The following is a 13,637-nucleotide window of genomic DNA, read 5'->3' as shown; positions in this document are numbered from 1 at the left end:
GGGGTATTAGTCGACATCAGACGATACCGCTCCCGCCCCTCTGCCGCCAGTTCATCGGGCATGGCCTGCTCATCCCGGCGCCGCTTTCGGCACGAACGGATGGCGTGTCCCCGGACGCGAAAATGGCCAAAGTCGAGGTCATAGTCAGTGAGTGAAAATGAGTAAAGTGTACGCGAGGGGTCTCAGTCGGACCGGGGTTCCCTGGATGACTGGCGCGGTCGTGACGATCGTGATCATTGGGGCGCTCTTCTCTTGGTGGACCGTGCTGCGCGCCGATCGCGAGCTGCGCGAGGATCTGCTCAAGCAAATCCGCCTGGTGGCGCGGACGGTGAATGTCGCGGGCCTCCAGGCGCTCACCGGCACGGCGGCGGATCTGAATAATCCCGATTACCTGCGGCTCAAGGAACAGATGATCGCCGTTCGCTCGGCCAACCCGCAATTCCGGTTTGCCTCTCTCATGGGCCGCAAGCCCGACGGGGATGTGTTTTTCTTCGTGGACAGCGAAACGGCGGGCGATGCTCCGCCAGGGCAAGTGTACGAGGATGCCTCGACCGGTCTGCTCGCGGTCTTCGATGACAAGATCGAGTTGGTGGAAGGCCCGATGACCGACGGTTGGGGCACCTGGATCTCGGCCTGGGTGCCGATCCAGGATACCGCGAAGGGCCTTTCCGACCTCGTCACGCCGGCCGATGCCCAGGCCATGGTGCGCAAGGCCGCGGACTTTTACCGCGAACAGGGCAGGGAGCGTTTCATCCGGGAAGCGAACGACCCGCACGGCGCCTTTCGACAGGGCAGCCTCTATGCGTTTGTCTACGATTCCGAGATGACCATGCTGGCGCATCCGGTCAAACCGGAACTGGTTGGCCGCAACCTGATCGATCAGAAGGACTGGTCCGGGGGGACGTTCTTCCGGCGGGAGATCCAGCGGATCGCCCTCTCCGCGGGCAGCGGCTGGGTCGATTATCGCTATGTCAATCCCACCACCCGCAAACTCCAGCCCAAGACCACCTATGTCGAACGGGTGGACGATCTGATCCTTTGCGCCGGCGCCTATCAAGGCACCGGCGAGATGCTGGCCGTTCTGGGGATGACGATCGACGCGCGCGACTGGCGCTGGACGCTGGCCGCGCGCGCGGCCATTCCGGTGGGGCTGATGCTGGTGTTACTGATCGGCCTGACGACCGCGCTGGTCTCCAGGCGCCGGATCGATTCACGGCCCAAACCGGTGCTGCGGCGTCTGTTGCCGCCACTGACGGCAATGGTGCTGCTCTTGATGGCGGGCGCGGCCGCGTTGCTGTGGCAGCAACATCGGCAGCAGCAAAACGTGACCACCGCCAATACGCTCGCCCAGGTGTCCGGCGACCTGCGGGCGAGTCTGGAGCAGCAGGCCGCCGGTCTGGCCGCGGCCATCCAGCCCATCGCGGCGGACGCCAGGGTGCGCGCGGCCATGGGTCAGCACGCGGGCGAGCAGGATCGCGCGCGACTCCTCGCCGACTGGAGCCCTCTCTATCGGACGCTGCACCGGGATTACCATCTCACGCATTTCTATTTTTTCGACCGTCACCGCGTCTGTCTGCTGCGCGTTCACAAGCCGGAGAAATTCGGCGACCGCATCGATCGCTTCACCGCGCTGGAGGCCGAGCGCAGCGGACGTACCGCCTCGGGTCTGGAGCTTGGGCCACTGGGCACCTTGACCTTGCGGGTGGTTCAGCCGGTCTTCGACGCGGGCACGCTCGTCGGTTATGTCGAGTTGGGCAAGGAGATCGAGGAGGTGCTCCAATCGCTCCATCTGCGTTCCGGCAGCCAACTGGCCGTGTCGATTCGCAAGAAATTTCTCGACCGTCGGACCTGGGAAGAAGGGATGCGCCTGCTCGGACGCGAGGCCGACTGGGAGCGTTTGCCCGACAGCGTGTTGATCCACGCCTCTCAGGGCCATCTGCCCGATGCCTTCGCGCCCTTTGCCAACCACGCCCCCGAGGGCGGCCATGCTCACGACGAATCGAACCGCGAGATCGTCTTCGACGGGAACCCCTGGCGGGTGTCCGTGGCGCCCCTGTCCGACGCCGCGGGCAACGAGGTTGGCGACCTCCTGATCATGCGCGATAGCCGTGCCGAACAGGACGCCTTCGCGCGCCTGCTGACGCTGGGCGGCGCGACGAGCGGGGTGTTGCTCGCGGTGATCCTGGGCATGATCCTGGTGCTGTTACGCCGCGCCGATCGCGATATTCTCGGCCAGCAGGCGGACCTGCGGGCGAGCCGGGAACAGTATGAACTGGCCGTGCGGGGCTCCAACGACGGCCTCTGGGATTGGGATCTGCGCGATAACAGCCTCTTCCTCTCGCCCCAGTGGAAGGCCCAACTCGGCTACCGGGACGAGGAACTGAGCAACGTCTTCGCGACCTTTGAAGACCTGTTGCATCCCGACGATAAACCGGCGGTGATGGCCTATGTCGAGCACTATCTGCACGCCTCGCTCCAACACTACGACATCCAGTTTCGGCTGCGGCACAAGGATGGCAGCGATCGCTGGATCCATGCTCGCGGGGCGGCGATTCGCGACGAGGCCGGCAATCCCTTCCGGATGGCCGGGTCGCATACCGACATCACCGAGCGCAAGCGGGCCGACGACGCCCTGCGTCGGGCCAAGGAAGAGGCGGAGCGGCTGAACGAACATCTGGCGCGACAGACCGCGTTCGCCCAGGAGCAGGCGGCCAGGGCCGAGCTGGCCAATATCGCCAAGAGCGAGTTTCTGGCCAACATGAGCCACGAAATCCGCACGCCCATGAACGGGGTCATCGGCATGATCGGTCTGCTGCTGGAGACGGAGCTCAACGACGAGCAGCGCCATTTTGCCGAGGTCGTGCGGGCCAGCGGCGAATCCCTGCTGCGTCTGATCAACGACATCCTCGACTTTTCCAAGATCGAGGCGGGCAAGCTCGACCTGGAAGAACTGGACTTCGATCTGTCGAGTTCGCTGGAGGACTTTGCCGCGACGCTGGCCGTGCGCGCCCAGGACAAGGGGCTCGAATTTCTCTGTGCCGCCGATCCCGAGGTTCCGGCGTTTCTACGGGGCGACCCCGGCCGTTTGCGCCAGATCCTGACCAATCTGGCCGGCAACGCCATTAAGTTCACCCCCAGCGGCGAGGTGTCGGTCCGGGTGTCGGTTCTGGAGGAGCAGGCGAACGCTGTCCTGCTGCGCTTTGCGGTCCGCGACACGGGGATCGGCATCCCCGAGGATAAACTGGGACTGCTGTTCGACAAGTTCACTCAGGTCGACGCCTCCACCACGCGGCAATACGGCGGCACCGGTCTCGGCCTGGCGATTTCCAAACAGTTGGCCACGCTGATGGGTGGCGAGATCGGCGTCAACAGCGCGGCAGGCCAGGGCTCGGAGTTCTGGTTCACGGCGCGTCTGGCCAAGCAACCCGAGTCGGCGAATGCCCCGGTGTCCTTGCCGGAGAGTCTGTTTGGCGTGCCTGTCCTGATCGTCGACGACAACGCCACCAATCGCGACATCCTGACCACGCGCCTGACCGCCTGGGGCATGCGCCCGGCGGAGGCACGCGACGGCCCCGAGGCGCTCCAGCGTCTCGCCGCCGCGCTGGACGAGCAGGATCCTTTCCGCCTGGCCGTGATCGACATGCAGATGCCCGACATGGATGGCGAGACCCTGGGCCGCAGCATCAAGGCGGACCCGCGCCTTGCCGACACCCGGATGGTCATCCTGACCTCGCTGGGCATGCGCGGCGACGCCCGGCGTTTCCAGGAGCTCGGATTCGCGGCCTATGCCACCAAGCCGATTCGGCACGAAGAGTTGCAGGCGGTGCTGTTGCTGGCACTGGCCGATCCAGTCGCCCTGGCGGCGAGTCCGCGGCCAATCGCCACGCGCCACCGGGCGCGCGAGACCCGCAATCTGTTCGCCGGGCGCGCGGCGCGCATTCTGCTTGTCGAGGACAACATCACCAATCAGCAGGTCGCCTTGGGCATTCTGCAAAAAATGGGGTTGCACGCCGACGCCGTGGCAAACGGCGCGGAAGCCGTGCATGCGCTGACGACGATTCCCTACGACCTGGTGCTGATGGACGTGCAGATGCCCGTCATGGACGGACTGGAGGCCACGCGGATCATTCGCGATCCGGCGTCCGCCGTCCGGCATCATGGTCTGCCGATTATCGCCATGACCGCCGGCGCCATGCGGGGCGATCAGGAGCAGTGTCGGGACGCGGGGATGAGCGATTATGTCTCCAAGCCGGTTTCTCCCGCGCTCCTGGCGGTGGTGCTCGCGCGCTGGTTGCCCAGCGAATCGCCCGCCGCGACGCCTGCGGCATCGGCAGCCGCCGAGGAAACCGCCGCGCGCTCCGTTCCGGCACCGGAGGTACCGGCGTTCGACCGGGCGGATTTCTTGTCCCGGCTGATGGGCGACGAGAACCTGGCCCGCACGGTGGTCGAGGGTTTTCTGGCCGATCTGCCACGACAGATCGCGGCGCTCCGGGGCGACCTGGAGGTCGGAGACGCCCCCGGCGCCGAGCGGCAGGCGCATACCATCAAGGGCGCGTCGGCCACGGTGGGCGGTCAACGCTTGCGGGCGGTGGCCTTCGCGATGGAGCAGGCGGCCAAGGCCGGAGAGTTGAACGCGGCCAGAGACCGTCTGGTCGAACTGGAAACGGAGTTCGACGGGTTGAGGCAAGCGATGGTTCAGGATTTTGCGCTCTTGGCTGACCGGGAGTTGTATGATCGCGCGTCTTTTTAGCCACTTTAGCCACAAGTGTCCGCGCATCGCCGCCAGGCGTGCTGGCGACGCGGGCATCGAGTCATTGAATTGGAGGAGGTGGCGATGCGCATCCTGATCGCTGAAGACGATGTGACCTCCCGCGTGGTGTTGGCGGGCATGTTGAGGAAGATCGGTCATGACGTCATCGAGACCGTCAACGGCGCCGCTGCCTGGGAGGTCTTGAAGCATCCCGACGCGCCGGCCCTGGCCATTCTCGACTGGATGATGCCGGAGCTGGATGGGCTGGAGGTCGTGCGGCGCGTGCGCGCGCTGCCGACCGACCAGCCGCCGTACCTCATCATGCTGACCGCCAAGGGGGCAAAGGCCGACATCGTCGCCGGGCTGGATGGCGGGGCCGACGATTACCTGGCCAAGCCGTTCGATCCCGGCGAACTGGGCGCGCGCATCGAGGTCGGTCGACGCCTGGTCGAAATGCAGTCCAAGTTTCTCGCCGCGCGCGACGCGCTGGCGCACGAGGCCACGCACGATCCGCTGACCGGCGTGTTGAACCGCCGGGCCATCCTGGACGCGCTCGCGCGTCAACTGTCCCGAGAGCGGCGGCACCCCGAGGGTCTGGCCGTCGGGATTTGCGACATCGACCATTTCAAGCTGGTCAACGATACCTACGGTCATACGGTGGGCGATGAAGTGCTCTGCCGCTTCGCCTGGACCCTGGAAAGCAATCTCAGACCCTATGACTACCTGGGCCGTTTCGGCGGAGAGGAGTTCGTGGTGATCACGCCACGCATTCAAGAACTCGATGTCAGGACGCTCTATCAGCGTTTGCTGTCGGCCATCGCGGAGCGTCCGGTCTCCACCAAAGCGGGTCAGGTGCCCATCACCTTCAGCGCTGGGGTCAAGCTCTGGAAAGCCGGCGAGGATGTGGACGCCATGCTCATGGCGGCCGATACTGCCCTGTATCGGGCCAAACACGAGGGACGCAATCGCGTGTGTCTGGCCGAGGGGTAATCACGCAATCCATGCGGTTCCAATCACAGGAAATAGACGGGATGAAGCAGAAAGCGCAGGCCACGCCAACACCGCGTGACGTTAAGCCCGACGCCGCCCCGGAGACGGCGACGGCGACGCCCGAGCAAGCCCCGGACGGTTTCCCCATCGTCGGCATCGGCGCCTCCGCCGGGGGGCTGGCGGCCTTTGAAGCCTTCTTTTCCGGCATGCCGGCTGAGGACGATCCGGGGATGGCTTTTGTGCTGGTGCAGCACCTGGCCCCGGACCACAAAAGCATCCTCAGCGATCTCATCCGCCGCTATACCCGGATGCAGGTGTCCGAGGTCGAGGATGGGATGGTGGTGCGGCCCAACTGCGCCTACATCATCCCGCCCAACCGCGACATGGCCTTTCTCAACGGCGCGCTGCAACTCCTGGAGCCCGCCGCCCCGCGCGGCCGGCGCCTGCCGATCGATTTCTTTTTTCGCTCGCTGGCCCAGGACCAGCGCGCGCGCGCGATCGGGATCGTGCTCTCGGGCACCGGCAGCGACGGCACCCTGGGCGTGCGGGCGATCAAGGGCGAGGGCGGCATGGTCATGGCCCAGACCCCCGAATCCACCGAATACGACGGGATGCCGCGCAGCGCCATCGCCACCGGACTGGTGGACTACGAGCTGCCAGCGGCCGAGATGCCCGCCCAGCTCATCGCCTACGCGGTCCATGCCTTCGGACGCCCGCCGCAGCCGGGCGCGGTCTCGTCAATTCAGAGCGGCAATGGTCTGAGCAAGATCTTCGTCCTGCTGCGTGCCCAGACCGGCCACGACTTCTCCCAGTACAAACGGAGCACCATCCAGCGCCGCATCGAGCGGCGCATGGCCGTCCATCAGCTCGCCACCCTCGATGACTATGCGCAGTATCTGCGGCAGATGCCCGCCGAGTCGGACGCGCTCTTTCGCGATCTGCTGATCGGCGTCACCAATTTTTTCCGTGACCCCGCCGCCTTCCAGGCGCTTGAGGAAACGGTGATCCCCAAACTCTTTGCCGGCAAGTCGGCGGAGGTCGCGATCCGCGTCTGGTCGGTGGGCTGCTCCACCGGCGAGGAAGCCTATTCGCTCGCCATTCTGCTCGCCGAACGTCAGGAGGCGATGCGGCAGCGCTTCAAGGTGCAGGTCTTCGCCACCGACATCGACGCCCTGGCGATCGCCACCGCCCGCATCGGGCTCTATCCGGCCAGCATCGCCACCGACCTCTCGGCGGAGCGCCTCGCGCGCTTTTTCACCGCCGAGCCCGGCGGCGACATCTATCGCATCCACAAAGGCGTTCGCGACCTGCTGGTTTTTTCCGAACACAGCCTGATCAAGGATCCGCCGTTCTCCAAGCTCGACCTCATCAGTTGCCGTAACCTGCTCATCTATCTCGACGGGGATTTGCAGAAAAAGCTGTTTCCGCTCTTCCACTACGCCCTGAATCCCGGCGGTTTTCTCTTTCTGGGCAACTCCGAGACGGTGGGCGACTTTCCCGATCTGTTCGAGGTGCTGGACCGCAAGCTGAAGCTCTATCGCCGCAAGGACGATGGCTATGCGCGGCGCCTGCCCCTGGAGCGGTTCGTGCCGCCCCTGACCGCCGGCAAGCCGGCGTTCCCTCGGGTGGCCGGAACCGCGCCCTTCTCGATGACACTGCCGCTGCGCGACCTGACCGAACAGACGCTGCTGCAAGAGGTCGTCCCGTCCGCCGCGCTGGTCAACGCGCGGGGCGACGTCCTTTATTTGCACGGGCGTACCGGTCTCTATCTGGAACCGCCCCCCGGCGAAACCGACGTCAGCAATCTCCTCAAAATGGCGCGCGAGGGGCTGCGGCCCGACCTGACCACCGCCCTGCGCCAGGCGGCGGCGAACCGGGAAACCGTGCGCCGCGTGGGGGTGCGCGTGAAAACCAACGGCGATTTCACCCGCGTCAACCTGCTCGTCCGTCCGGTGACGCACGGCCCCGCCACGACGTGCGAGGAGCCCCTGTACCTGGTCGTCCTGGAGCCGGCGCGAGCCGTCGCGGACGAACCGGCGACCGCGCGCGCCGACGGGTCGGAGGATTCCGGCATGGACGCCGACGTGCGCATTGCCGAACTCAAGGAGGAACTGCGGTCCAAGGAAGAATATCTCCAGTCTTCCAACGAGGAGCTGGAGACCATCAACGAGGAGCTGAAATCCTCGAACGAGGAAATGCAGTCGGTCAACGAGGAATTGCAGTCCACCAACGAGGAACTGGAAACCTCCAAGGAGGAATTGCAATCGGTCAACGAAGAACTGTCCACGGTCAACGCCGAGCTGCAAACCAAGGTGGTCGACCTGTCGCGCACCAACAACGACATGAACAACCTGCTGGCCGGCACCGGCATCGGCACCGTCTTTGTCGACCATCGACTGCGCATCCTGCGCTTCACCCCCGACGCGACCCAGATCATCAACCTGATTCTGAGCGATATCGGTCGGCCGGTGGGCCACATTCTGTCCAATCTAGTGGGCTACGATCGTCTGGTAGCGGATACTCAATCGGTGCTGGATACCCTGATCCCGAAGGAACTCGATGTCCAGACCACGGCGGGCGTCTGGTACCGGATGCGCATCCATCCCTACCGCACGCTCGACAACGTGATCGAGGGCGCGGTGCTCACCTTCGTCGATCTCACCGAAATCGTGCAGGCCCGCGAGGCGCTGCGGCAATCTGCGGATCTGCTGCGTCTCGCCGTGGTGGTGCGCGACGCGCATGACGCCATCACCGTGCAGGATCTAAATGGCCGCATCCTGGCCTGGAACCCCGGCGCGGAGCGGATGTTTGGCTGGAACGAGGCCGAGGCGCTGCGGATGAACGTCCGCGACCGCATCCCGGAGGGGTTGCGTGAGGACGCCCTGGCCAACGTCCACCGACTGAGCCAGGCGGAAATTCTGGAGCCATTTCGGACCCAGCGGATGACGAAAGAGGGGGCGCTCCTGGACGTCTGGCTGACCGCGACCGCCTTGATCGACGAGGCGGGGAAGATGTACGCGATCGCCACCACGGAACGGGCGAACCGATCCGGGAGCGACGCTCGCCTGCGCACCTGATATCCTGTCATGGCTTTGCGTAGGGGCGGGTTTTAAACCCGCCTCGACGTCCGGTATGACATTCGATGTCGATCACCCAGCGAGGGAGCCAGATGACGACCCAGGATCAGCGACCCGAGCACGACACCCCAGACGCGAACGCGGCGCAAAAGCTGCGCCAGCAGGCCGAGGCGCGCATCGGGAGCGACGCGGAACGCTCGCTGGAAGAACTCGCGGCCCTCGCGCCCAAGGACATCCAGCGCGCGTTCCACGAACTGCAGGTGCATCAGATCGAGCTGACGATGCAGAACAAGGAACTGCGCCGGGCGCAGGTGGAGATCGCCACCGGGCGGGCGCGCTATTTCGACCTTTACGAGCTGGCGCCGGTGGGCTATTGCACGCTCTCCGAGGCCGGGCTGATCCTGGAGGTTAACCTCACCGCGGCGGCGCTGTTGGCGATGCCGAAAAGCGCGCTGATCAAGGAGCCGCTCTCCCGCTTCATCGTCAAGGACGATCAAGACTGGTACTACCTGCATCGGAAACGTCTCTTGGAGACGGACGAACCCCAGGAATGCGAACTGCGCCTGGTCAAGCCGAATGGCGCACTCGTCTGGGTGCAACTGACGGAAACCGTTGCCCAGGCGGAAGACGGCGCGCCCGTCTGCCGGCTCGCGATCAGCGACATCACCGCGCGCAAGGCCATCGAAGCGTCACGGGAAGAGGCGCTGAACCGGCTCCAAACGCTGACCGACACGCTCCAGCGGCGCGAGCAGGCGTTGGAAGAAAGCCGTCAGGCGTTTGCCGATGTGCTCGACAACGCCAGTATTCACATTTGGGCATTCGATGGCACCCGGTACAGTTATCTCAACAAGGCTTACTACGATTTCACCGGCCTCCGGACGGATCGAGCACTGACGTTAGAGACCTGGGCGACATTCGTCCATCCCGACGACCAGGCCAGCGCGGGCGCTGTCTGGCAAGCCGCCTACGCAGCCAAGGCCACGCACGACAACTATTTTCGGCTGCGTCACGTTGGGGGGGAGTACCGCGATTTTTGGTGCCATGCGGTCCCGATTTTTGACCGCAACGGAGAATTTAAGCACTTTCAAGGCTTTAACGTCGATATCACCGAGCGCAAGCAGGCTGAATCCAGCCTGCGATTGGCCGCCAGCGTGTTCACCCATGCCAGCGAAGGCATCATGATCGCCACCGCCGATGGGACGATCATTGACGTCAATGACGCCTTTACCCGCATCACCAGTTACGCCCGCGAGGAAGTGCTGGGCCGCAATCCACGCCTGCTCGGCTCGGGCCTTCAGGATTCGGCGTTCTACGCGGCGCTGTGGCGCGCGCTGCTCGACACCGGCCACTGGAGCGGCGAACTCTGGAACCGACGCAAGAACGGCGAGTTGTACGCCGTGCTGCAAAGCATCAGTGCGGTGTGCGACGCCCAGGGCGACACCCAGCACTATGTCGCCCTGTTCTCCGACATCACCCTGGTCAAGGAGCATCAACGGCTGCTCGAACACCATGCTCAGTATGACGCGCTGACCGCGCTGCCCAACCGCGTGCTGCTGGCCGACCGTCTGCATCAGGCGATGGCGCAGACGCAGCGGCGGGGACAGCACATGGCGGTGGTCTATCTCGACCTGGACGGCTTCAAGGTCATCAACGACCGTCACGGACACGCGGCGGGCGACCAGGTGTTGATCGCCGAGGCGGCGCGGATGCAGGGGATGCTGCGCGAAGGCGACACCCTCGCGCGTCTGGGCGGCGACGAATTCGTCATCGTGCTGATCGACCTCGGCGACCTCGAGGACAGCGTGCCGCTGCTCAACCGTCTGCTCGCCAGCGTCGCCGAGCCGATGCGGATCGGCGATCTCATCGCGCAGGTGTCGGCCAGCGTCGGCGTCACCTTCTACCCGCAGGCGGGCGCGGTCGATGGGGATCTCCTGCTGCGTCAGGCCGATCAGGCCATGTATCAGGCCAAGCAGTCCGGCAAAAATCGCTTTTATCTCTTCGACACGGAACTGGACCAACACATCCGTGGCCATCACGAACACCTGGAGCAAATCCGCCACGCCCTGGCCGCGGGTGAGTTCGTGCTCGATTACCAGCCCAAGGTCAACCTGCGCACCGGGACGGTCATCGGCGCCGAGGCCCTGATCCGCTGGCGGCACCCGCAACGCGGTCTGCTGGCCCCGGCGAGCTTCCTGCCGGCGATCGAGGATCACCCGCTGGCGGTCGCGCTTGGCGAGTGGGTCATCAAGACCGCCCTCGCACAGATCGACGCCTGGCGGGCGCTCGGCCTGGATCTTCCGGTGAGCGTCAATGTCGGCGCCCGTCAGTTACAGCAGGCGGATTTCGTCGCACGCTTGCGCGCCCTGCTGGCGGAGCGCCCCGAGGTCGCGCCATCCGCTCTCTCGCTGGAGGTACTGGAAACCAGCGCGCTGGAGGATCTGGTTCGCATCTCCCAGGTGATCGATGCCTGCCGCGAGCTGGGGGTGAGTTTTGCCCTGGATGACTTTGGCACCGGCTATTCCTCGCTGACCTATCTGAAGCGCCTGGCGGTCACCCAACTCAAGATCGACCGGAGCTTCGTGTGCGATATGCTCAATGACCCGGAGGATCTGGCCATCGTCGAGAGCGTCCTGAGTCTGGCTGACGCCTTCCATCGTCAGGTCATCGCCGAGGGGGTCGAGACCCTGGAGCATGGCGAGATGCTGCTGAGACTCGGCTGCGACCTGGCTCAGGGCTTCGGCATCGCGCGTCCCATGCCGGCCCATGAACTGCCCGGCTGGCTGGCCGCCTGGCGGATCCCGACCCATTGGGCCGAACTGCCGGCCGCGCGCCGCGAGCATCGACCCTTGCTGTCTGCCTGCGTCGAGCACCGTGCCTGGATTGCCGCCGTCGAGTCTCATCTCAAGAGCGCGGACGGCGTACCGCCGCACCCGCCGCTGAATGCGCGCCAATGCCGTTTCGCGGCCTGGTTACAGGCCGAGACGGTGTCGGGCGATGGCGCGGATCCCGGCTTCCAGCGCATCGATGCCCTGCACCAGCAGGTGCATGGAATGGTGGGCGAGCTGCTGGAACTGCGCGCGCGCGGCCGGAATCCGCAGGCCCTGGCCAGACTGGGAGAACTCCATGACCTGAGCCACACCTTGCTGGAAGGGCTGAAGGACTGGGCACGGGACCGGGGGTGATTTTCTGAAAACCAGAATGCAGGCCGCCGCTCTGTCGGGGCGAATTCATTCGCCGCGTTGGTTGCTCGGATGCAGGGGCGAATTCATTCGCCCCGACGGCTTTCACGGAGATCACCCTGAAAAACAGCAATCGGGCCGCTCATGCAGATAACGTCTAAAGAATCTTGGCTCGCCTGGGTGGCGCTCGGTTGCGGACTCGTGGCGACGCTCGTGGTCAGCGTTCAAGTCAAGCAGGGGATCGAGGCGGACGCCGTGCGTCAGTTCGCCTTCGACTGCGACCAGGTGACCCTGAAGATCCGCGAGCGTCTCGGCGCCTATGCGCTGATTTTGCGCGGCGGCGCGGCACTGTTCGCGGCGTCGGGAATGGTCGACCGTCAAGAGTGGCGGCGCTATGTCGAAACCCTGCGGGCGCAGGACAGCCTGCCCGGCGTGCAGGGAATCGGGTTTGCGCAAGTGATCGCGCCGGATCAGCTCGCCAGCCATGTCGCCCGCATCCGCGCGGAAGGCTTTCCCGACTATTGCGTGTCTCCGCCGGGCGAACGCGCCAGCTATACCGCGATCATTTATCTGGAGCCGTTTCGCGACCGCAATCTGCGCGCCTTCGGCTATGACATGCTTTCCGATCCGGTGCGACGGGCAGCCCTGGAACAGGCGCGCGATACCGGCGAGGCGGCCTTGTCCGGCAAGGTCAAGCTGGTGCAGGAGACCGCCGCCGAGGTGCAGGCGGGAACCCTCATGTTCGTCCCCGTCTATCGCAACGGCTGGCCCCTGGAGACCGTCGAGCAACGACGGGCGGCCATCTTCGGCTGGTCGTACAGCCCCTACCGGATGAACGATCTCATGAGCGGGATTTTGGGCGATTGGACGCATCACGAAGGCCAGTCGATCAATCTGCGCATCCACGACGGTGCCCTGGCGACGCCCGAGACGCGGCTGTTCGACAGCCGGGGAGGGCGGCAGGCACACGCCTCTCCCGCGCGACTCCAGCAGTTACGGCAGCTCGATTTCAACGGCCAGCGCTGGCTGCTGGTCTTCGAGCAAACCTCACCGGCGTCCGGGATGCGCGATGCCTGGGCCTGGGCCACCCTGAGCGGCGGGCTGGCTCTCAGTGGCCTGCTGTTCGGCCTGATGCTGTCGGTGGTCAACACGCGCGCCAATATCCGCATCGCCAACCATCTGGCCGACAGGCTCCAGCGGCGCGAGCAGTCGTTGGAAGAAAGCCGTCAGGCGCTTGCCGATGTGCTCGACAACGCCAGTATTCACATTTGGGCATTCGATGGCACCCGATACAGTTACCTCAACAAGGCTTACTACGATTTCACCGGCCTCCGGACGGATCAAGAACTGACGATAGAAACGTGGGCGACATTCGTCCATCCTGACGACCTGGCCAGCGCGGGTGCTGTCTGGCAAGCCGCCTACGCAGCCAAGGCCGCACACGACAACTACTTTCGGCTCCGCAACACCGGGGGGGGGTACCGCGATTTTTGGTGCCATGCGGTCCCGATTTTTGACCGCAACGGAGAATTTAGGCACTTTCAAGGCTTTAACGTCGATATCACCGATCGCAAACAGGCTGAATCCCGCCTGCGATTGGCCGCCAGCGTGTTCACCCATGCCAGCGAAGGCATCATGATC

Annotated in this window: 5 protein-coding genes; all 5 read left to right on the top strand. The window is 65.0% G+C overall.

Annotation, left to right across the window (positions count from 1 at the left end):
* Positions 1-157: 157 nt before the first annotated feature.
* The gene (locus QZY07_RS15805) at positions 158-4,750 is read left to right on the top strand and encodes a response regulator (protein ID WP_295404719.1); all 4,593 of its coding nucleotides are present in this window, start codon (positions 158-160) and stop codon (positions 4,748-4,750) included.
* An 84-nt stretch (positions 4,751-4,834) separates the two neighbouring features.
* On the top strand, positions 4,835-5,740 hold the full coding sequence (locus tag QZY07_RS15800) for a diguanylate cyclase (RefSeq protein ID WP_295404716.1): 906 nt from the start codon (positions 4,835-4,837) through the stop codon (positions 5,738-5,740).
* 41 nt (positions 5,741-5,781) lie between these two features.
* On the top strand, positions 5,782-8,817 hold the full coding sequence (locus tag QZY07_RS15795; protein WP_295404713.1) for a chemotaxis protein CheB: 3,036 nt from the start codon (positions 5,782-5,784) through the stop codon (positions 8,815-8,817).
* Positions 8,818-8,909: 92 nt separating this feature from the next.
* A complete protein-coding gene (locus QZY07_RS15790; protein ID WP_295404710.1) occupies positions 8,910-11,999 on the top strand; it encodes an EAL domain-containing protein in 3,090 nt (1,029 codons plus the stop codon).
* A gap of 141 nt (positions 12,000-12,140) precedes the next feature.
* Positions 12,141-13,637: CHASE domain-containing protein (locus QZY07_RS15785; RefSeq protein WP_295404707.1), on the top strand; the 1,497-nt coding region annotated here is incomplete at its 3' end.

The sequence above is a fragment of the uncultured Thiocystis sp. genome, assembly GCF_903866365.1.
Lineage (GTDB): Bacteria > Pseudomonadota > Gammaproteobacteria > Chromatiales > Chromatiaceae > Chromatium.
This window is presented reverse-complemented; position numbering and strand designations above follow the sequence as displayed.

Excerpts from the sequence above, each read along its gene's own strand:
- QZY07_RS15805 (WP_295404719.1), top strand. The coding sequence starts at position 158 with ATGAGTAAAGTGTACGCGAGGGGTCTCAGTCGGACCGGGGTTCCCTGG.
- QZY07_RS15800 (WP_295404716.1), top strand. The coding sequence starts at position 4,835 with ATGCGCATCCTGATCGCTGAAGACGATGTGACCTCCCGCGTGGTGTTG.
- QZY07_RS15795 (WP_295404713.1), top strand. The coding sequence starts at position 5,782 with ATGAAGCAGAAAGCGCAGGCCACGCCAACACCGCGTGACGTTAAGCCC.
- QZY07_RS15790 (WP_295404710.1), top strand. The coding sequence starts at position 8,910 with ATGACGACCCAGGATCAGCGACCCGAGCACGACACCCCAGACGCGAAC.